The sequence below is a fragment of the bacterium genome, assembly GCA_030019025.1.
In the GTDB taxonomy this organism is placed as follows: Bacteria; Hydrothermota; Hydrothermia; order UBA1063; family UBA1063; genus UBA1063.
Window position 1 is genome coordinate 1 of the sequence record JASEFR010000018.1, and the last position, 20669, is coordinate 20669.

23 protein-coding genes and 3 tRNA genes are annotated in these 20669 nt (G+C 39.9%); 13 read left to right on the forward strand and 13 right to left on the reverse strand.

Features of this window, described 5'->3' with window-relative positions:
- The coding region (locus QMD82_05590) for a hypothetical protein (protein ID MDI6851392.1) at positions 1 to 407 on the forward strand (407 nt) is incomplete at its 5' end.
- 76 nt (positions 408 to 483) lie between these two features.
- Here the strand turns inward: QMD82_05590 and QMD82_05595 are convergent.
- The 3 genes from QMD82_05595 to sucD are packed head-to-tail and all read right to left on the reverse strand — an operon-like array spanning position 484 to position 2232.
- Entirely contained in the window at positions 484 to 891 is a 408-nt protein-coding gene (locus QMD82_05595; GenBank protein ID MDI6851393.1) for a PaaI family thioesterase, read from the reverse strand.
- On the reverse strand, positions 884 to 1363 hold the full coding sequence (locus QMD82_05600; protein MDI6851394.1) for a hypothetical protein: 480 nt from the start codon (positions 1361 to 1363) through the stop codon (positions 884 to 886). Before QMD82_05600 ends, QMD82_05595 begins: the two co-directional genes overlap by 8 nt.
- Positions 1363 to 2232 (reverse strand): succinate--CoA ligase subunit alpha, encoded by an 870-nt coding sequence (gene sucD / locus QMD82_05605; GenBank protein MDI6851395.1) that lies wholly within the window; start codon positions 2230 to 2232, stop codon positions 1363 to 1365. Before sucD ends, QMD82_05600 begins: the two co-directional genes overlap by 1 nt.
- A 45-nt stretch (positions 2233 to 2277) precedes the next feature.
- On the opposite strand from sucD, the gene nadC reads away from it, so the two are divergent.
- From nadC to QMD82_05625, 4 genes are read left to right on the forward strand one after another with little or no spacing between them, the layout of a single operon-like run.
- The gene (nadC, locus tag QMD82_05610) at positions 2278 to 3120 is read left to right on the forward strand and encodes a carboxylating nicotinate-nucleotide diphosphorylase (protein ID MDI6851396.1); all 843 of its coding nucleotides are present in this window, start codon (positions 2278 to 2280) and stop codon (positions 3118 to 3120) included.
- The gene (locus QMD82_05615; protein MDI6851397.1) at positions 3117 to 3899 is read left to right on the forward strand and encodes an aspartate dehydrogenase; all 783 of its coding nucleotides are present in this window, start codon (positions 3117 to 3119) and stop codon (positions 3897 to 3899) included. The genes nadC and QMD82_05615 overlap by 4 nt, the downstream gene beginning before the upstream one ends.
- A gap of 2 nt (positions 3900 to 3901) precedes the next feature.
- Complete coding sequence (locus tag QMD82_05620; GenBank protein ID MDI6851398.1) at positions 3902 to 5323, forward strand: TldD/PmbA family protein; 1422 nt, start codon at positions 3902 to 3904, stop codon at positions 5321 to 5323.
- The gene (locus QMD82_05625) at positions 5320 to 6282 is read left to right on the forward strand and encodes an FAD:protein FMN transferase (GenBank protein ID MDI6851399.1); all 963 of its coding nucleotides are present in this window, start codon (positions 5320 to 5322) and stop codon (positions 6280 to 6282) included. Before QMD82_05620 ends, QMD82_05625 begins: the two co-directional genes overlap by 4 nt.
- Here QMD82_05625 and QMD82_05630 read toward each other — a convergent pair.
- From QMD82_05630 to QMD82_05640, 3 genes are all read right to left on the reverse strand, one after another.
- On the reverse strand, positions 6260 to 6835 hold the full coding sequence (locus QMD82_05630; GenBank protein MDI6851400.1) for a Fe-S-containing hydro-lyase: 576 nt from the start codon (positions 6833 to 6835) through the stop codon (positions 6260 to 6262). The two genes, QMD82_05625 and QMD82_05630, sit on opposite strands and share 23 nt — an antisense overlap.
- A gap of 136 nt (positions 6836 to 6971) precedes the next feature.
- A complete protein-coding gene (locus tag QMD82_05635; protein MDI6851401.1) occupies positions 6972 to 8156 on the reverse strand; it encodes a zinc-dependent metalloprotease in 1185 nt (394 codons plus the stop codon).
- 2 nt (positions 8157 to 8158) lie between these two features.
- Positions 8159 to 9232: a hypothetical protein gene (locus QMD82_05640; GenBank protein MDI6851402.1), complete on the reverse strand. Its 1074-nt coding sequence runs from the start codon at positions 9230 to 9232 to the stop codon at positions 8159 to 8161.
- A gap of 352 nt (positions 9233 to 9584) precedes the next feature.
- Here QMD82_05640 and QMD82_05645 point away from each other — a divergent pair, with 352 nt between their 5' ends.
- Positions 9585 to 10025 carry a LytR C-terminal domain-containing protein gene (locus QMD82_05645; protein ID MDI6851403.1) on the forward strand — a complete coding sequence of 147 codons (441 nt, stop codon included), beginning with the start codon at positions 9585 to 9587 and terminating at the stop codon, positions 10023 to 10025.
- Here the strand turns inward: QMD82_05645 and guaB are convergent.
- From guaB to QMD82_05660, 3 genes are all read right to left on the reverse strand, one after another.
- On the reverse strand, positions 10019 to 11470 hold the full coding sequence (gene guaB, locus QMD82_05650) for an IMP dehydrogenase (protein ID MDI6851404.1): 1452 nt from the start codon (positions 11468 to 11470) through the stop codon (positions 10019 to 10021). The genes QMD82_05645 and guaB overlap by 7 nt on opposite strands.
- A 13-nt stretch (positions 11471 to 11483) precedes the next feature.
- A tRNA-Gln gene (locus tag QMD82_05655) sits at positions 11484 to 11555 on the reverse strand.
- A gap of 1 nt (position 11556) precedes the next feature.
- Positions 11557 to 11634 (reverse strand) — tRNA-Glu (locus tag QMD82_05660).
- Between the two features lie 146 nt (positions 11635 to 11780).
- Here QMD82_05660 and QMD82_05665 point away from each other — a divergent pair.
- A complete protein-coding gene (locus QMD82_05665; protein MDI6851405.1) occupies positions 11781 to 13607 on the forward strand; it encodes an HD domain-containing phosphohydrolase in 1827 nt (608 codons plus the stop codon).
- Between the two features lie 23 nt (positions 13608 to 13630).
- Here QMD82_05665 and purC read toward each other — a convergent pair whose 3' ends face one another.
- The 4 genes from purC to QMD82_05685 all read right to left on the reverse strand — a co-directional run bounded on the left by purC (position 13631) and on the right by QMD82_05685 (position 17475).
- Positions 13631 to 14665 (reverse strand): phosphoribosylaminoimidazolesuccinocarboxamide synthase, encoded by a 1035-nt coding sequence (purC, locus tag QMD82_05670; GenBank protein MDI6851406.1) that lies wholly within the window; start codon positions 14663 to 14665, stop codon positions 13631 to 13633.
- A complete protein-coding gene (locus QMD82_05675; GenBank protein MDI6851407.1) occupies positions 14652 to 15131 on the reverse strand; it encodes a 5-(carboxyamino)imidazole ribonucleotide mutase in 480 nt (159 codons plus the stop codon). The genes purC and QMD82_05675 overlap by 14 nt, the downstream gene beginning before the upstream one ends.
- Positions 15132 to 15194: 63 nt before the next feature.
- Positions 15195 to 15267 (reverse strand) — tRNA-Lys (locus tag QMD82_05680).
- A 36-nt stretch (positions 15268 to 15303) separates the two neighbouring features.
- Positions 15304 to 17475: a PQQ-binding-like beta-propeller repeat protein gene (locus tag QMD82_05685; GenBank protein MDI6851408.1), complete on the reverse strand. Its 2172-nt coding sequence runs from the start codon at positions 17473 to 17475 to the stop codon at positions 15304 to 15306.
- Positions 17476 to 17691: 216 nt separating this feature from the next.
- On the opposite strand from QMD82_05685, the gene QMD82_05690 reads away from it, so the two are divergent.
- From QMD82_05690 to QMD82_05715, 6 genes are all read left to right on the forward strand, one after another.
- On the forward strand, positions 17692 to 18342 hold the full coding sequence (locus QMD82_05690; protein ID MDI6851409.1) for a hypothetical protein: 651 nt from the start codon (positions 17692 to 17694) through the stop codon (positions 18340 to 18342).
- Positions 18323 to 19006 (forward strand): hypothetical protein, encoded by a 684-nt coding sequence (locus QMD82_05695; GenBank protein MDI6851410.1) that lies wholly within the window; start codon positions 18323 to 18325, stop codon positions 19004 to 19006. The genes QMD82_05690 and QMD82_05695 overlap by 20 nt, the downstream gene beginning before the upstream one ends.
- Positions 19007 to 19008: 2 nt before the next feature.
- Positions 19009 to 19290 (forward strand): transcriptional regulator, encoded by a 282-nt coding sequence (locus QMD82_05700; protein ID MDI6851411.1) that lies wholly within the window; start codon positions 19009 to 19011, stop codon positions 19288 to 19290.
- Positions 19291 to 19457: 167 nt separating this feature from the next.
- A complete protein-coding gene (locus tag QMD82_05705) occupies positions 19458 to 19805 on the forward strand; it encodes a hypothetical protein (protein ID MDI6851412.1) in 348 nt (115 codons plus the stop codon).
- Complete coding sequence (locus tag QMD82_05710; GenBank protein MDI6851413.1) at positions 19802 to 20269, forward strand: hypothetical protein; 468 nt, start codon at positions 19802 to 19804, stop codon at positions 20267 to 20269. The genes QMD82_05705 and QMD82_05710 overlap by 4 nt, the downstream gene beginning before the upstream one ends.
- A 1-nt stretch (position 20270) precedes the next feature.
- On the forward strand, positions 20271 to 20669 hold a 399-nt coding region (locus QMD82_05715), incomplete at its 3' end, for a hypothetical protein (protein ID MDI6851414.1).

Sequence of the window (20669 nt, forward strand, 5' to 3'; positions counted from 1 at the left end):
ATGTGGCGTATCAGATAAAGGATATTGTGGGTTGCTACGTAAACGCCATAAGGAGCAATGAAAATATGACTTCACCGTTTATAGGCACTATCCGCGGAGGAGTAATTAAAGGAGACGGTTCCATCGGTGACACTGTTTATGTGTATGCTAATTGTAATGCCGATTCTACGAGGAATGTTCAAGTTATTTTCCCCCACCGAGATATAATCTTCTCCATAGAAGCAACTGTTTCAAAAGTTCAGATTCCCCAAAGTGGCCCCAGATATAGAGATATTTCAGGCAATTTCTTTGCAAACAAAATGGACATAGGTGATGTAACGGGCAGGAAATATGAATATCAAGATGATATCCACAAAGACTATTTGAGGATAATATTAGAATCTGGGAGAACTCTGAATCTCTGGTAGTTTTAAAGAGACCTGTTAGGTTAGAGGGTTGATTTTATCGGTTATTTTGTGGCTATAGAATTGTTTTAATGCATATTTACCTTATGGTAATAAGCTTAAAAAGCCCTCTTGCTTCGGCGAGGATTGTGCTTTCACCTTCATATGTGATTCTTGCTTCTGCTTTTGCCCAACTTCCTGATTTCTCAAGTAATTTTCCATAAACAATTATATATTTTCCTGATTCAACCTTTTTTCTGAATTTTACCTCTATGGAAGCAGTGACTCCCCAATTTGTTCCATCGGAGACAGAATAAGCCATAACTTCATCCATCAAAGTTACAAGAATCCCTCCATGGATGATGCCATCGTACCCTTCGTAATTGGCATCGAGTTTTATTTTTATGAATCTTTCAGGCCCTGTTCCTTCAACCTTTGCCTTTAGACCAATGGGATTTTTTTCACCGCAGACGAAACAATGATCGCTTCTTTCTAATAAATCACTCATAAAATTTCCAGTTTTTGAAGGAAAACCTTAATATTTTCTCCTCATCTTCTATGGCAAATGCTTTAGGAATACCATTCTGAATCACCAATTTTGCCACGAGAAATAGAGAGTCATTTTTCGATCTGAGGATTAACGTGTCACCGTTGACTTTCAAATCATAATTTAGACTGTCGTTTAAAAATTGGAAATTGAGCAGTTTAAGAGCATCTTCTTCAATAGGGTATGAGGTCTCTTTCCCCTGGCTCTTTATAAAGAGTGTATCTTTTTTTATTATGTATGTTTCTTTTGATGGATAAGTAATTTCCATTGTAATATTCAAGCCTCTGCGGGTAATGGTTCCTCGGAAGGTATCCTGGGTTTCAAATTCTTTGTATTTTACGATTTCGACAAAACTCGCTTTGAAAGGTTTTTCTTTAAGGTATGAAAAGAAGGTAGAGTCTATTACAGCTAAAAAAAGAATGATTAAAAGCATTATTTTAGAACCTTAGCAACGAGTTCGGCAACTTCTCTGGGTTCCTTTGCAACGGGTACACCTGCTTCGCTAAAAGCCCTAATTTTTTCTTCTGCAGTGCCTTCGCTTCCTGAGATTATTGCACCTGCATGCCCCATCCGTTTTTCTTTTGGTGCTGTCCTGCCTGCGATGAAAGCAACAACCGGTTTCCCGAATTCGGTTTTTATGTAAGCGGCTGCCTCCTGTTCGTCTGTTCCACCTATTTCTCCCACCAAGACAACCGCCTGTGTCTCCTTGTCTTCCTTAAATAGTTTTAAAAGGTCAATGAATTTGGTGCCTATAATGGGGTCTCCTCCAATTCCAATGGCTGTGGATTGACCGATCCCCGCACTTGTCAAATGGCTTACAATTTCATAGGTTAGAGTTCCGCTTCTCGATATTACCCCTACAGGGCCACTTGCAAAAATGTGCCCGGGCATTATGCCGACTTTAGCTTCCCCCGGGGTTATTAAACCAGGGCAGTTCGGTCCAATTAGCCTTGCTCCCTTTTCTTCTACAAATTTAACGACTTTAACCATGTCCTGAACGGGAATACCTTCAGTAATGGCAACGATTAGTTTAATTCCAGCATCGGCGGCTTCCATAATCGCATCGGCTGCGAAGGGTGCAGGTACAAAAATACATGAAACATCTGCTCCTTCTTTTTCAACGGTTTCCCTTACTGTGTTGAAAACGGGTATTCCATCAACAAATTGTCCGCCTTTTCCCGGCGTAACGCCTCCCACAACTTTTGTCCCATATTCTTTCATCAGCTTGGCATGAAAGGAACCATCACGCCCCGTAATTCCCTGAACAATTACCTTCGAGTCTTTGCTCAACAGTATTGCCATATTTCCTCCTTGCTTTTACCCGCGTGAGGTTTAATAATTATAACGATGGCTTACGGAATTTTAAAGAAATTACTTGAATATGTTGAAGAGGATATGCCCTTCGGGGATGTAAGTTCTGAACTTATTCCTGATGCTGTCCACTGTAAGGCAAGAATTGAGGCCAGAGAGAATTTCAAGGTTTTTGGACTCGAGTATGTCAAAGAGTTGTGTGAGTACTTGGGCTTGAATGTTCAACTGAAAAAACGCGATGGAGATTGGGTTGTAAAGAATGATGTGCTTATTTATTTAAATGGTAATGCGAAATTAATTTTGCAACTTGAGAGAACCTTACTTAATTTGATAGGTCACCTTTCGGGAATAACTACTCAGGTTGCTTTTTTTGTAATGAAAGCCCGTGCATGTAATCCAGATATAATAATTGCCTGTACGAGAAAGACCACTCCCGGAATGAGGTATTTCGAAAAAATGGCTTTTAAAACAGGCGGTGGCGACACCCATAGGTTTTCTTTATCTGATGCCGTTATGATCAAAGATAACCATCTTAAATTGCTCGGTGGAGTGGCACAGGCTGTCAGGCACGCGAAAGAGAAATCCAGCTTTGCCCACAAAATAGAAGTTGAGGTTGAGACTTTAGAAGAGGCTCTCATTGCAGCTCAGGAGGGTGCGGATATAGTAATGCTCGACAATATGACCCCCGCAGAGATTTCAAAAGTTGTTGAAAAATATAAGGAACTGGGTTATTACGGGAGAGTACTTCTTGAGGCTTCGGGTGGCATTACCTTTGAAAACCTTGAAGACTATGCAAAAACCGGTGTAAATATTATCTCTTCGGGTTATCTTACAAAGACAGTGAGAAGTTGCGACGTTAGTCTGGAGTTAGAATTATGAGACTTGGAATTATAGGCTGTGGTGCCATAGGGAACTTTGTAGCGAGAAAAATTGAAGAGGGTGTTGTACCTCATACTGTTCTGGGTGTTGTTTTCGACGTAAGAGTTGAAAAAGCTTACCAGCTTCAGAATTTACTTTCAATCAAACCTGATATTGCTTTCGATTTTGAAGATTTCATTAAGTACGACGTAGATGTAGTTTTGGAAGCAGCTTCTCAACAGGCTCTAAAAGATTATGGTTTTAGGATTTTAGAGTCGGGCAAAGATCTCGTAGCTATGAGTGCAGGTGCCTTTGCTGACGAGGAGTTCAGACGCAAACTTTTTGATTTTGCGCGTCTAAATAACAGAAAAATATATATTCCCTCGGGTGCAGTAGCGGGTCTTGATGGACTTAAGGCTTTGTCATATGTCAACATTTCAAAGGCCAAACTGGTTACGAGAAAACCCCCGGCGGGACTTGGGAAAAGCACTGAACAACCTGAAACTTTGTTTAAGGGGTCTGCTGCAGAGGCAGCAAAACTCTTTCCGCAAAATATAAATGTAGCCGTTGCTCTTGGCCTTGCTGGTGATATTTTGGAAAAGCTCGAGGTCGAAATAATTGTTGATCCGAAAGTTAAAAATAACATGCATACTATAGAAGTAGAATCAGAGGCAGCAGAGCTTAAAATAGTTTTAAAAAATAGGCCGTTTCCACAGAATCCAAAAACCAGTTTCCTGGCAGCTCTTTCCTGCCTTCAGGTGCTTAAAAACATAAGCAGTCATGTGATAATCGGGGGGTAGTGATGAAAAAGCTGGCAGAAAGTGTTGTTGATTTGCTAAAAATGAAAAAAGTTCAATACGGAGATGTAAGGGTGGTAAGAGTAGTTAAAGAATTTATTTTAATTAAGGATGGGATTGTTGAGGAGATTGGAAAATCAGTGAGTGAAGGTGTGGGGGTTCGTGCGCTCATCGATGGGCGATGGGGTTTTGCTGGCATTAGTTCGACTTCTATAAGGGATGCGGAGGAAGCTATTAATAGTGCAGTGGAAATAGCCCGTTCTGCCGGTAAACTTGGAAGACAGTCTGGATTGAGTGAGGAGCCTTCTTACGTGGATAGCTATGTCAGCGCCTTTGTCAAAGACCCCTTTAAAGTTAATATTGAGGATAAGATTAATCTGCTTCTTGAGGTAGATTCGCATTTAAAAGGAAGATATGTAAAAAAGCGTATTTCTTACATGGAGTTTGAAGAATTTAAGCAGGTGTTTGCCAGTACAGAAGGAAGTTTGATTGACCAAAAGTTTATTGATTCCTCCATCTCCCTTAAGGTTGTGGGGGAGAGAAAAGGTGAGGTACAGGAAAGGAGCTTTTCGAATACACTCAGGAAGGGGTATGAATACATATCAGAATTGAACTTGATAGCCATTGCTGAACAGCTCATTGACGAGCTTCAACAACTTTTGGTAGTTCCTACGTGCCCAGAAGGCGAGATGGATGTTATTCTTGCTCCTGATCAGATGGCTTTACAGATTCATGAGTCTATTGGTCACCCTTTAGAATTGGACAGAGTGCTTGGATTTGAGGCGTCTTATGCGGGAACAAGTTTTGCGACTCTCGATAAACTGAATAGTTTTCAATATGGTTCAGAGCTTTTGAATGTTTATCAGGATTCCACCTACCCGCACGGACTTGGCACCTTTGGTTACGATGATGAAGGCGTTAAAGCACAAAAAGTTCCACTCATAAAAAATGGAATCCTTTCTGGATATCTTTCCTCGAGGGAAAGTGCTTACTATATAAATGCAAGGAGTTCAGGAGCTGCAAGGGCCCAGGATTGGTCAAGGATACCTTTGGTGAGGATGACCAATATAAACCTTCTTCCGGGAAATTCCTCCTTGGATGAAATGATTGAATCTACAAAGTATGGTGTTCTTATGAAGACTAACAAGTCCTGGTCTATTGATGATAAAAGACTAAACTTTCAATTTGGTACAGAGGTTGGCTATCTCATTTCGAATGGAAAAATAGTGGGCATGGTCAAAAACCCTTCTTACACTGGGATAACACCGGTGTTCTGGAATAATCTGGTAATGGTAGGCAACGAGAAGGAATTTGAATATTACGGAATTCCCGGATGTGGCAAGGGAGAACCTGGCCAGATTATGAAAGTTGGCCATGGTAGCCCCCCTTGCAAATTTGTAAAAGTTAAGGTTATGCCTTCAAAATGAAGAAAAGAATTTTGCCAATTTTCATTCTTATAGGAATTTCCTGCTCTCCCGAAAAATCAAACTACGTGACAAAGACATACATTGTGATGGGCACCGTTTTGAACGTTACCCTTCCCCAAGATTACGCTTTTTTTAGTGACTCTGTTTATTATATTTTTCGTCTTGTAGATTCATTAATGAATCCCGTAAAGCCATATTCGGATATTTACAAAGTCAACAGTAATTCTGGCAAATTTGTTTCCGTTCATCCTTATACTGCAGATTGCATTAAGAAGGCTCTTCTTGTGTCTGATCTGACAGATGGGGCTTTTGATATTACCGTTGGTTCTCTTGTTCACCTCTGGCACTTTGATGAGCAGGGCAAATATAAATTTCCCCCTGAGGATTCTATTGAGAAGTATAGAAAGTTTATCAACTTCGAAGAGGTTATTGTATCAGACAACGCAGTTAAGATTGGCAAAAATCAAAGGATAACCGTTGCAGGAATAGCTAAGGGTTATGCGATTGACCTTTCCGCACAATACCTCAAGACCAGAGGCGTGAACTCTGCAATAATAGACGCGGGAGGAGATCTTTATCTTTTGGGTTCAAAGGGCAGAAGGCCGTGGAAAGTTGGGATAAGGGACCCTCATAATAGGGGAATTAACAGAATTATCGCACTATCAGATTTGGCTTGTTGTACTTCTGGAGATTACGAAAGGTACGTGGAGCAAAATGGAACAAGGTATAGCCACATTTTTTCACCTTTTACTGGCTATCCCGTGTCAAATGGTGTTCGAAGTGTTACGGTAATATATGGTGATGCAACCCTCTGTGACGCTTTTGCCACTGCAATATTTGTTTTAGGGCCCGATGAAGCAAAAAGTCTGAGGAAAAAAATAGAGGGATTGGAATACTATATAGTGACGGATGACACGACGCTTTTTTCGGATGGTTTTAATTCTTATTTTGTTGATTAGTCTGGTTTTTGTAGTTTTGCGGACCAATTTCATAAATGTCGTTTCCGTTAGCATCAATACCAACTATTACAGGAAAATCTGCTACTTGAAAAGCGTATATTGCCTCTGGTCCAAGGTCTTCATAAGCGATCACCTTTGAGCCTACGATCTTTGTCGAGAGTAAAGCCCCAGCACCACCAGTAGCAATAAAATAAACACCACCAAATTTTCTTAGGGCTTCTCTAACTTTCTGACTCCTTTTGCCCTTCCCAATAAATCCATGGACGCCGTGCTTTAAAAGTATAGGTACATATGGATCCATGCGATAGGAAGTGGTTGGTCCTGCTGATCCTATAATCCTTCCAGGGGGTGCAGGGGAGGGACCGCAATAATAAATAATTGCACCATTTAAGGGAAACAGGTTAAACTCCCCCCTTTCAAGTTCATTCAATATCCTTTTATGGGCTGCATCTCGTGCGGTGTATATAGTTCCGTTGAGAAGAACCCTTTCCCCTACCTTTAAATTCAGGATTTCTTCTTTTTTTGCTGGCAAAAATAATCGCTTTTCGTGCATATAAGAATTTTAATTCCCGTGCTGTTTATTTTCAAGATGCAACAAGGTCCAGGAAGGGAGATTTAAAAAATTTGTATTTAGCACTTTTTTTCTTTACTATCTGGATAAAATTTTCAAAAACCCAGATTTTCTGAAGCTAAAATGCTATAATTTTCCTTATATAAACACGCTTATCTCCACCATCAACAGTAACTCTTATGATGTAAACGCCTTGTGTCATATCCTCCAATAACACCCCTTCTGATGGCTCTATCTTCATCTTGCTTCTTATAGCTCTTCCACAACTATTGTAAATATCCACAGACACAGGGAATCTACCCGAGTTTGTAATTTTCAAACCCTCAGGAAGTGTTGCAATATCAAGAGGTATACTATCTTCCATACTAAAAGACCCGGTACTATCTTCTACCTCTAAAAAGCCAAAATAAAAAGTGTCAGACTCTGATATTATCGTTGTATCAGGGAAGTAGACATAACTCCTTAATACCCTCCACCCACTCTCGTTGTCATCCCATGGAGGCAGTTCCACAACTACACTATCCCAATAACACCGTGAAGGATATGGAAAACTATCAATCGTCTGCCATACGATGTCCTTACCTCTATGAAAATTCATCTTCACCTTTGCGGAATCGGCACCACCGGTTCCCATTCCATTGCATGATCCTATAAGCATGCTTATCGTAACATGACGACGGTCTATAGGAGTTATATGTGCCTCGAACCCACCTCCAGGCCTTACCCTATCACCGAAAAGGCTACCATAAATGCAGTAAAGTCCATTCTGCTCTGCATCTGAAATGTAACGAACTGTATTGGGAGGAAGCGTGCTATCCACCAGGCAATCAGGACACGGAGAATGGCCAAGCCCGAGGGCATGACCCATCTCATGCCTCAATACAGTATAGAAGTCAACCTCTTCTCGTACATATTTCTCCGGTGGCCCGACCAGAATATATAAATTATTATTCCCCCAAAAATCGATCTTTCCAGTCCTGCGATTGGCAACAGTCTTCCATAGGGTTCGGCCAAGGATATCGTCTGCACTTGGCAAGTCCAAATCCATTCTAATCACAATCGCGTGCCAGGCGTGTTCAATATCAGTGCTTTTATATTGCAAAGAAAACCCGCATTCCTGTGTGTATGCATTCCAGGATCGTATGACGTCTGTGATTATCTTTGTCCTTGTTACAGCGTCAAAACGCGGGTCTATGTAAATAAGGATTGTAGAATAACGGCTTATATCCCACCAGGCCCCATTAGCAGTATATGCATTGGGATCACAGGCTGATACTGCTAAACAAAGTAAAACCTTTATCATCTTTACCTCTCCTGCTTTAAAACAGGAAGTTCTTTTCTTATAAATTTTAGCACAGACTGAACAACATCATCCGTAAAAATCACCTCAGGAAAAACATAGTAGGCTGATTCCCCCATTGGATCATAATCCACATCTATCAATACCTCCCCTGTTTTTCTCCTCCTTTCAAGATATTCTTTTATACCCTCATCAGGAGGGAATAAACCAACATAATGCCAGCCATCTTCTTTCAAAACGGCTATTTCCCTTATAGCCTTTATACAGCTGTCATCATCAGATACAAGATCCTGCATACCAAATCCACCCCAAAACACTTCGAGAATGGACATTTTCCACCGTTCCAAAAGAGGTATAGCCTTGCCACTTACGTACGATATTAAAAGTAGCTTACCTTCATTTAAATGCCCCCCTAAACCCCCATTTTCCTCTATTATGTAATCTGGTACAATACCTGCATGAATTGGTCTAAACGTAAGTAAAATTCCGGTATCCTTAACAGCCATATTTCTCCATATCTCTTCCATGTTGCATCCATCTCCAAAATGATAAATCAATGGGTCATGCACTGCTACAACCTGCCTCGGCTCCCACGAAATAAGATATTCTCCCTTCTTACACAGCCTGGGCAGATCCACCCTCGCTTTCAGCCTCCTCTCTATCCTTATATTCTCAAGCCTCTTCGTAAACATCACACCACTCCTGCCATAGCCATGGCCCAGAAAACGCTCGAAAAAATTAAGGATGTATTTATTAACGCTATCCCTTTTAAAATCTTCATTAGTTTCCAACTCATGGAGGGCCGTCCAGAAGTCGTACCATGTAGTATCTGGAACATTTAAACCCCGCCCTTTAAAATACCTCCTCATTAACTCAGCAAGGTAAATACCAATTGTGTACCTCGCAGAAGCAGCATCAGGGCCATTCCAGAACTCCATAACTTCATCTTCACTCAGACTATCTAAGGGTTTCTTTAACGCCTCCTCTATAAAATGCTTCTGATATTTGTTGAAATTATACTTGCTGTGAACATCCGGAGATGAAAAAAGGCAGCTTAATAGAATTAAGACATTTAACATACACACCCCCTGTTCTAATTACAATATATTATAACCTTAGGAACTCAGTAAATCAGTTCCTGGTGAATAAGGGATGTTTGGCATGTGTCCATTTTGTCTTTTTCATTTTAACAACATTTTTCCACATTTAAGCGCCTCTAAGGGGAGTAGAACCATGATTCCTCAATTAAATAGGCTTTGATCTCTTCCCATCCCGTTGCAGGCTTCCAGTTTTTCTGTGAGTATAAAAAAACAATTTCCTTAGTCCCATCTCGATGATGGCACTACCATTAAGCTGAAGAAATTTCTACAAACTTGAATAAAAACTCCAATAATTCTTTTAGTTCAATTCTTCGCCATTAAAATTTTCAATATGAAAAAGCGGATGATACTTTCAGTGTTGTTAGGAGTTATTTTTGTTGTGTTTTTAGCGGTTGCGGTTTACTCATCATTTAGAGCATATAAAGTGCGTAATAGGATGTGGTACGTAAAAAATGTGAATCCTTCAATAAGAGTTGAAGTGATTAATGCTACTGGTATCCCTGGCCTTGCAAGAAAGGTTACTTTTCTCTTAAGGCAGGATGGCTTTGACGTGGTTTACTATTCGAGTTCAAGAGATACAATTAAAAAGACGGTTGTTGTGGAACGCTCTGACTCTTCTATGTCTCACGCTAAACATCTTGCCAAATGGCTTGGTTGCAAAGAAATTACGATGGAATGGGATTATGACAAAATTTCTGATTGTGCCCTGGTATTGGGACTGGACTTTAACCAATATTTTCCTGGTTTGGATACTGCTAAAATTCTTTATTGATTTCCAGGTGGGCTATAATTAGGGGCTTCTTTGGTAATTATAATGTCATGGGGGTGGGATTCCCTCACACCGGCGTGGGTAATTTTTATAAACCTGCTTTTTACCCTTAGCTCTTGAATATTTTTTGATCCAGTATAGCCCATGCCAGAGCGGAGGCCGCCTAAGAGCTGAAAAACCACATCAGCGACCTTTCCACGGTAGGGTACCATTCCTTCAACACCCTCTGGGACTAACTTGCTTTGTTTATCCTGGAAATAACGATCCTTGCTCCCCTGAGACATGGCACCTAAGGAACCCATTCCTCTATAGACCTTAAACTTTCTCCCTTCGTAAAGGATTGTTTCTCCAGGACTTTCATCGGTACCAGCAAAAAGGCTACCGATCATAACGGAGGAGGCCCCAGCAGCAAGGGCCTTTACAATATCTCCTGAGTATCTGATTCCTCCGTCGGCAATTACTGGGATGTCATATTTTTTCGCTTCTTCATAACAGTCCATTATTGCAGTAAGTTGAGGTACACCTATACCTGCGACCACCCTGGTAGTGCATATGGAACCGGGACCGACACCAACTTTGACTCCATCAACACCAGCTTCAATCAATGCCTTGCAGCCTTCCTTTGTGGCTACGTTGCCTGCAACTACTGGGATTTCAAAGTTCTTTTTTATCCACTTAACCATTTCAATTACTCTCTTATGGTGGCCGTGGGCGGTATCAACTACAACTACATCACAACCAGCTTCTACAAGTTTTTTAACTCTCTCCTTTGAATCATCACCCGTTCCGCAGGCTGCTGCAACCCTTAAACGACCGTGGGAATCTACATTTGCGTCAGGATATTCCAGCTTTCTTAAAATGTCCTTAAAGGTCACAAGGTATTTTAGTCTACCATCTTTATCAACGATCGGAAGTTTCTCAACCTTATGTTTTTTCATCTTCTTTTTTGCTTCTTCCATTGATATGCCGACAATTCCCGTAATGAGATTCGTTGTCATTACTTCTTCAAGGGGCTTTGAGTCATCATTTTCAAAAAGAAGGTCCCTTTTCGTGACTATTCCAAGAAGTCTCCTCTCATTATCGACAATTGGAATTCCTGAAATACCTTTTTCTTCTATAAGTTTTAAAGCGTCTTTCACTATATTTTCAGGCCCGAGAACAAAAGGATCCTCTATGAACCAACTTTGGGCTCTCTTAACTTTCCTAACTTCTTCGGCTTGCTTTTCTGGTGTCATATTTCTGTGGATGACTCCAATGCCTCCGAGCCTGGCAATGGCAATAGCCATTTCTGATTCGGTAACTGTGTCCATTGCAGCGGAAACAAGGGGTATGTTTAATGGAACATTTTTGGCAAATATAGTTCTTAAATCGGTCTCCGCAGGAAGAATTTCACTTTCACCTGGGAGAATTAAAACATCATCAAAGGTCAAGCCTTCTTTTAAATTCATTGTAAACTAAAAGCTGGGGGACAGGGATTCGAACCCCGACTGGCGGATCCAGAGTCCGCTGTCCTGCCAGTTAGACGATCCCCCAGTGGTAGCGCCACCGGGATTTGAACCCGGGTCTCCTGGCTGAGAACCAGGTATCCTGAGCCAGACTAGACGATGGCGCCTATAGTAATATTATAGAGTTTTGGTACTGTATAAGCAAGTTGTTGGAAGAGTTTTACTACAAAATCTAAAGCTTTGTATTTTTACTGCCTCAATGCCCTTTTAATGTTTTGTTGAATATTTTGTATCTGCTTATTATAATTTTCACATGAGTGAACATAGGGTTTTAAATAGTTTTGAGTCTTTATTGAGGGATAATGTCTCCCAGGTGAAGGGGGTGGAGTTCTATTATAATATCTTTGAATCCCCTTACAGTAAGGATTTCATAGGTTTAGGAGGCGAGATTCCAGAGGTTTATTCTTTTGATGACAAAGTTGCCTTTATTGATGCGCTTAGTGGACTTATTATAACCTTTGAGGGCACCGATGAATTGGTATTGAAGTGGATAAACAGACATAAAGGATTTGTAATGCTCGTCTTAAAAATTACGGTATCGGAGTATCTAAGGAATGTTCTCGACGAGTTTGCAAGCAAGATTATAGAAGTTAGGGATTTCCAAGAAATTTACAATGAGATCATTTCCTATTTGAGTGTGATTACATCGTCAACATTAGGTGCAATTACCGTTTATGATGAGGTAAGCAATGTTTTAGTGGGAAAGGGTAGAGGTTACAAGGATGTCTCCTTACACGGTAACGTGATGCTTGAAGGCTTCTTCAATGTTCCTCTCACGCCCGAAACGGCAGCTTCCAAAGCTTTAGAAGTAAAGGATATACTGGTTATTAACGACGCTAAAAACGAACCGAGAATTTTGAAAAAATTTGTTGAGTACTATAAAGTTGACAGAGTAATGATCGCCCCCATTTTTGTTGAAGAGAAGCTTTTTGGGATGATTTATTTGGGTCGATATGAGGGGTTACCTTCTTATACCCAGGGGGAAGTCAGACTTTTAAAGTCTCTCATTCCTTATCTCACGAGTGTCTTGAAATTGCTAAAACACCGCGAAGATTCTGAGAAGAGGTTAAAAGCCCTCCTCTTTGTTAAGGATCTGGCTGAAGATATTTTAAGCGAGTCGAGTCTTCTTAAAATCTTCGATGTTTCAAGGGAATATCTTAAAGAAATAGTGAAAATTGAAAATTGTGCTTTTTATAACTTTAACCCTGTTGATTTAACCTTGCTATATAATTTTGGTTTTTCAAAAGTTGAGCTTGCTGAAATAAAAAAGAATATTTCTTCTTCAGGTACATTGGAAAAAGGTGACGAGATATGCCCTACTTTTATTAGAAATCCCAATCTTGACTATAAAATTTTGTGTGCGGTTCCCTTTTCCATAGAAAATCGGAATTTTATAGCTGTTCTTGGTTCTCGAACCAAGGAAAAGCTTACCAAAGAAGATCAAGAACTGATAAGGGTTCTCTTTAGCTCTGTTAAAGTTGCATCCAAAAATCTTTTTCTGTACGAAAAGAGTGTTGAAGCTCTCGACAAAATAATCGAAATTCTATCTCAACTTGAAAGTAAAAAGGACTATTTTACCGCTACCCATTCAAAGGATGTAGCTGAATTTGCTTTGAAGGTTGCAGAAGCATTAAACTTGCCAGCCGAAGAGAAGAAAAATATATATCTTGCGGGTTTACTTCACGATATAGGGAAGGTTGTTGTGGAAAAAGCCATATTACTTAAAGACGGTCCCCTAAACAATGTAGAATGGGACGAAATTAGGAACCATCCTATTGTGGGGAGGGAGATATTAGAACACATACCCGGACTTGAGCGACCCGCATTGTATGTAGGGATGCACCATGAGTGGTATAATGGAAGAGGGTACCCCGAAGGGCTCAAGGGTGAAGAAATCCCTTTGGGAGCACGTATACTCTGTATATCTGACGCAGTTGTCACAATGCTCTCTGATAGACCTTACAGGAAAGCATTAAACAAGGACCAGGTGGTTTTTGAACTCATTAAAGAAAGTGGTAAGCAATTTGATCCTGAACTCGTAAAAATCGTAATTAACATCCTGGAGCAAGAAAATCTTTAATTATTAAAGCCTTTGTAATTGCTTTATTCTTTAAATCTGCCTATTAACTTTTCTAATTGTGAAAGAAGTTGTGGTAGGGATGGAACATCAAAAAACTTTCTTCCCGTAATTTCGTTGGTGTAGCTTTTATAAATATTGCTGACCAACTCTTTCCACTCCTGTGGGAGGGGTGGGGGACTGCATTTAACGAGGTTCTTCCAGTTTTGTCGATCTTCCTTTTTAGCTTTTTCCGTTTCCTTATACCAATCAGTTTCTCGGTAAAATATTCTCAATATCTCTTTACTAACGGGCGTTCCATGATAAGTAAACCTGCACTCATCAAGGGCTCCTACAGCGTCCACAATTATTAAATTTCTCCCTTCATCAAGGGCAAATTCAAATTTTCCGTCTTCATTAGTAAGGCCCAACTTGCTGGCCTCTTCGGTGATGATTTCGTTTATCTTCATGGCCGTTTCTTTTAGTTTGTTGAACTCTTCTTTTGTGAGCCCGCTGATCTCAAGTGCCTCTTTTTCTTTAATATATCTATCGGTAATTTCAAGTTTTGTTGAAAAATCGAGGATTGTCTTTTCCAATTTCTGGCCTGCTATAGGCATTTGGCTTAGCCCCACATCTTCTGGTTTCCACTCGCCCTTTTGAAGCCTCTTAAGAAGTGAAGAACCCTCGGGAAGCCAGTTTCTATATATTACTTCAAGAGGGATAAGGAAATTAGATTTTAATGTCCTAAACACTGAGTAGTTGTAATCTTTCCCGTCAAAGGCCGGCTTTACTACTCTTACCATTTTGAACTGAAGGGTATCAGATGGCTCTTTTACTTCATCAAGTCTCTTAACTGTCCCATTTTCTACAACGCCGAGATAGTGCGTTTTTATGCCTTTTTGCTCAAGTTTTTCGAAGAAGTAGGCAGTTACTATACATATTGCCTTGCCCTTGTCTGGGATATGGTCTGGCATTTCACCCCAATCAAAAACGGAGTAGCGATCAGAAAAAACAAATTGTCCTATACCTGTTTTCTCTTCTGTGGGTTCCTTTATGATTATGAGGTCTTTAACACTGCCCATCCAGAAGCTCCTTGTCACTCTTTTCTATTTCTTCTTTAAGTCCTCTCTGGTACTCTTCAACTTTTTGCCTCACATGGGCGTTTTGGATTCCTATTATTTTAGCTGCGGCTAAGGCTGCCTGTTCAGGTTCCAATACGACAAGGGGGGCTACCCCTTTCGGCATTCGCAGAGAAGAAAATAGGTCAGCTCCACCGAATTTTTCAGAGTAGGGTGGACATGCGATTACAGGCTTCGTAATTTGGGCATCAACAAAACCACTTAGAGCGTTACTTTTCCCCGCAACCGTTATAATGACCTCGACTTTGTCTTCGTATTCTTTAAGTATCTCTAAAACTTTTAGAGGTACTTTGTGAGCAGAACCTATGCGCATAACTGATTCAATACCAAATTTTTCTAACTCCTCTTTAATATTTTTGCAAAAAGGGATATCTTGTTTGGAGCCCATTATGATTAAAACAAGCGGCACTATTCCTCCTTGGCTAAAGGCAATAAAAGGTCTTTTTTGTTTACGTGCAAAATCTCGGAAAAATGGGCCGTGCAGGACTCGAACCTGCGGCCACCGGATTAAAAATCCGGTGCTCTACCTCCTGAGCTAACGGCCCTGTTGTGCTTAATTATAAAGGGATTAAATCGTCTTATCAAAAGCTTAAAGAATACATGGTTCCGTCCCGCGCAGCTATAAACAGCCTCTTGCCCCAGAATACTGGTGAAGTTTCAAGGACCTTGGGTATAGGAAGTACCCAGATTAGATTGCCATTGTTTAGACTGAGACAGTAAAGTTCACCAAATTCACCCGTTTCCGTAGTTGTTGAGACAAATACAAAGGTGTCAATAATAACTGGTGTGGAAGAAATAAAGTTGTGCGTATTAAAATTCCAAAGTCTTATCCCATTTTTAATGTGGTGGGAGTAAGTTTTCCCAAAGGCAGTATTTACTACTACAAAGCTATCCTTAATGGCTGGACACCCAGCCACCGGCTCCGCAAGGTTAAAGGACCATATGATTGTGCTCTTTGTTACATCAAAGCATCCTATTTCACCCGCTGCGTTTCCGTAAATCAGGTAATTTTCGGATAAGTTTAAATAGTTTTCGATAGGAGCTGAGGTGTTTAAATGGTTAGTTTCCATGCCTGTGTTTCTGTTTACGATATAAATTTTCCCGCTCAAGTCGGCAATGTAAAGATTAGTTTGATCAATTAGGGGTATATTTTTAACCATTCCTTCTGTAGAAAACTTCCACTCAATTTTATCCTGATTTACATTGTACGCGTAAACACCTTCCTGAAACACGGGTACGTAGATAACTTCCCCAAAGGCAATGGGGGGTGACGCAATGGATCCGCCAAAAGTTTTTGACTTTAAAATTTGCCCTGTTGTATTAATGATATACAAAGAGCCGTTTGAGGTTCCAACAATTATGTTATTATTCATAATAACAGGGATATGGTTTATACTTCCATTCAGATTTAACTGCCATAACACGTTGCCGAGCGTGTCTAATGCATAAAGTAAACCCTCGCTTGTCCCTACATAAATAACTCCATCATTTATGGCTGGCTGGGATGGCGTACCGGTTAAGTTTCTTGACCAATCAATACGAGGTGCCTGATTACTCACGATGGCATTGACATTGAAATTGTGTGCTGTATTGCCCATATAGACGGGGTATGTTACCTTTTCTTCGGGTGTAGGCGTGAAGAAGAATTTCCTATAAACTGCAAATAATGCTCCTAACACGATAGTTATTGAAATGAAAATTGGGACGACGGGTGAATGCTTCTTTCGTTTTACTGTCTTAAACTCTGGCAAAGGTTCCTCGGAGATTTTTTTCTCTTCTTCTCCTCCTGCTGCTTCCTCCTTCTCTTCTTCCTCCTCAAATTTCTCTTCCGGGACTGTACTGATTACTTCCAATCCCTGTTTTTCAAGTTCTTCAAGGATTTTTGAGGCTTCTTCCAGGTTGATTTCCTCTACCTGTCCGATCTTTGATACATCTTCCTGATTTTCAATTAGAATGAGCTCTTTTTCTCCCAGCTTTTTGCTTATTTCTTCAATAGTTTTGCTAATCTTCGCAAGAAGCTCGTCATATTCCTTTACTTTCTTTATGACCTCCATCAGTTTGTTTCTGGCATTTTGCTCTTCGGGACCACCCATTCGTATCTTTATAACAAGCTTCCCTGCTTCTTCTTCGAGGTTATTTTTCACCGTTTCGACTTCTGGAAGGCTTTCCGCTAAGAAATCCTTTATCTTTTCAAGCCTTTTGTATACTTCTTCAAGGGGTTTTAAATAAAGCTGTGCCTTGCCCTCTAATCGTTTCTTTTTTAATTGTTCTTCCTGTTCGAATAATTCTTGAACGGGTGTAACATTCTCTACTTTTATGCTGGTAGGCGGTGTCATCTTCCTAATTTTTTCGAAATCTTCTTCTGTTTCTGCCTCTAAAATTGCACTGTATTGTTTGTATTCATGCTCTGTTAGAGCAATTTCTTTCGCTATTTTTGCAAGTTCTGCTCTTCCTGCATCAGGGGATTTATTACCGAGGAGAATGTCTATTTTGGTTCTTTTGTAATCAATATTGAGTTCTTTAAGCTTGCTTTCTAACTCTTCCACTTTATTTCTTACTTGGGTAAGGAGGTCGTCGAGTTCCTTAGTAAGGAAATTTATCTCCTTTTCGTAATCTGCTTTGAGAATGAGAAACTGCTTTTCAGTAATTTCTCCTTTGCTGTAAAAGTCGTTTAATTTTGAAAGTGCTCTTGTTATAGAGCCGTGTTTTTCCTTATACTCCTCAACTTTTTCAATTAAACGCATTAAGTCCATGGAAAAATTATAGCATTTGTATCTCAAAATGTCAATAGCTTGTAATTTAGTTCTCAATTTCTGCGGCTATAAAGCTGAAATAGTTTATAATTTACCGACTTGGGTTATAGGCACTGTTTTGCTTGAATTGATGGGCATTTTTGCTTACCACTTGACAATTCTTCTCTCGTATAATATACTTTGCAAAATAAAGTTCTTTACAAAAGGAGGTCAAACATGGTGGCTACTCTTATAACTGCAACACTAATAGGCGCGCTGTACGGGGGCTTTGGCGGTTATACCGCAGGCCTGGTAAGGTTTAACAACTATAGCATAAATGATGAACTCGCAAAATTAGGGATGGAGAAGATGGAATACCTCTTTATGCAGGGAGGGCATGGCTTCTCTATCCTTGGCAAGACAATGATCGGAGGCGGTGGAATTGTAGCATCAGAAAAAAAGGTTAACGATACTTTGGAGGTGACTTATAGTGTAGGCGGTGGTTTTTTCCAATTTGGATATATTCCTGTTTCCCTCGGAATTTTTAGTCCATTTCTAATGCTGGGAATAGGTGGTTTTTCTGAAGCAGTTAGAATTAGAAAAAGGATTCAGGATTTAAACTGGGACAGTGTATGGACTGATCCGGAAAGGGAAGTTACAATCTCGAGGGGTGGATTCTCAATTTCTCCTTCTATCGGGTTCATTATTATTCCACAAAAGCTTCCTGTGGGTTTAATGGCAATGTTGTCTTACAATACAATTTTGTCAAGGAAATGGAGGCTTGATGAGGGTAGTGAACTTATAAATTCCCCCGATTCCCCTATTGGAACCTTATCCTTTAGCTTGAGTTTTATATTTGGAGGTGGATATGAGGGAAAAAGAGATTAGGGAGGCACTCTCTGCCCTTGATGAGATAAAGAATTTGCTCAGGAAGGAAACGGAACTCGGCCTTCGCGGAGCGAAGGCCGAGTTCCTGATATGGGGTCTTTATCAACTCATAGCTTCGCTATTTGTTTATTTCACAAAGGATTTTAGGTATTTCTACTTTCTTCTTCCTTTTTTCTTTTTGCTTGACAGCTTCAAGTGGACAAGGTGGATTGCTCTTATCTACTGGTTGTTAGCCTTTGGAGTTTATACACTTCTCTTAACCTCTCGGTTTACTTATTATTCTTTTGGCTTAATTTTTCTCATCATGATAATGGGTTTGTTCTTTAACATGAAAAAAGCAACGAAAAATACGAGATTTGCCTTTATGCCAGCACTTTGGGGATATATCTTATTTTTCGGCGTTATTCTGACCTTTGCGAGCATTAAATCCAAAACCCCTGAGCTTTTATACCTTTTGTGGCCTGGAATAATAGCTTTTGCCATAGGCTTGTGGGGGCTCTTTTCGGAAAGATTCTTGTTCCTCTTTTCCTTACTTAGCAATCTCGCAGGGTTTATAGCCTTTATGTTTTTGAAAGCACATGCAATTGCGCTTACTCTCACGGTTTATGGCATTTTCTATATCGGTTTTTATGTTTATCTTAATTTAAAATTAAAGACAGGCTGATTATGAACCCGATCATCCACGAGCCAGTCCGCCTGAGGGTAATGGTAGCCCTTGCGAAGCATAGCAAACTCTCTTTTAAAGAGCTTCTTGAGATTGTCTCAACCACGGAAGGGAACCTTTCCAGGCACCTTACCAAACTGGAAGAGGCAGGCTATGTGGATATTAGGAAGTTTTTCGAGGGGAAAAAGCCCAGGACAGTTATAGAGATAACTGAATCGGGGAGGAAAGCGCTGGAAGATTACATTCAGGAACTGGAGAAAATTTTAAAGAGCATGCAGGAATAACCTGACTGTCTTCGGGCTGGACTTTAAGGCCTCTGAAAAGTGGGGTAATTTAGTCCAGCCCCACTTCCTAAGAGATGGGAAAACTCATAAACATTTCAACGAGATTATTTTTTTGAAGGAAACCGCGACCTTTCTTTTACGCCTTGAAATCTTTAAAATTTAAGTAGATGGACAAAAAGAACTTTGTAATTGGATTTATAGGCTTTTGCGTATTCTTTTCCCTTTCACTATTTTCCTTTAAAGAGGAAACAAAAACCCTCTATCTCTACTATTCGGCAGAATGTCCTCATTGTTTGAAGGTTGTAAATTTCACTTTAAAAACGGAGTTTAAAAGGCCTGTGGTTTTAAAAGAGGTCTTTTATAACGATTATAATTACGAGGAGTTTGTAAAAGTTGTAAAAAGAAGTGGTTTGGACACATTAAGGGTTCCTGCGATTTTTGACGCACGTAAGAATAAATTAGTTTTCGACGAGGAAAGGGTCATAAGATATTTGGAGAGGTATATCAAGAAATGAAACTTATAACTCTTCACTTTCTTTTTGCCTTCTGTCCCCTTTGTGTGGGGATAGCGGTTGGCGGTTCTGTTTTCTCAAGATTTCTTCCAGGAACCAAAATGTATCTCATTAATTCATTGTGGCTTGGTTTTCTCTTTTTTTCTTTAATCAAGTGGATTTATGAGAGGTGGTCAATAGTGGTGATTTCCGAAAGAGAAAATCGGAAGAGATTTGTTAAGGTTTTTCTTGGGTTTCTCATATTTTTTGCAATCTATTTAATTTTTTTGTCGGGAATTTATTTTCTCAACGGTAGAGAATTTAAAGCCAGCTATTCATATTCTTTCCATGCTGGTTTTTTTGCGAGTATGATGGCTTATGAGCTTTATCACTTTCTTTTTGAAAAGGGAATAAAAATTAAGTATGGAAGCACTTTAGTTCCTGGTATTTTGCTTACATTATTGAGTGTGCTTTATTATTTAATTTAGCATGGTTCTTTTCCTGGTTTTGTTTGTTTTAAACTCATATAACTTTGAGTTGTGGGGATATAGGTGGAAAACTTTTGAAAATTCTGATGCGAGAAGCAAAAATCGGTTTACCTCGCAGATGCTTGAGAAAAAGGGAGATATCCTGATATTTCGTGCATCGGTAGAGTCCACGGATACAGGTCTCGTTTATTTATCTTCCGGGATTATTTCGGAGAAACCTTTTTTTTATGGAACTTTTGTTTTTACCGTTGAAGGGGATTTGTCAGACTTAAAAGATGCATGTTTTGCTCCTTTTTTATACGATTTTCAGGCAGGGACCTTTGAAGTGGACATCGAGTTTTCTAAATGGGGAAATCCCTTTTATCCTTCAGGAAACTATGGAATAATCAGGCAGTTTGGC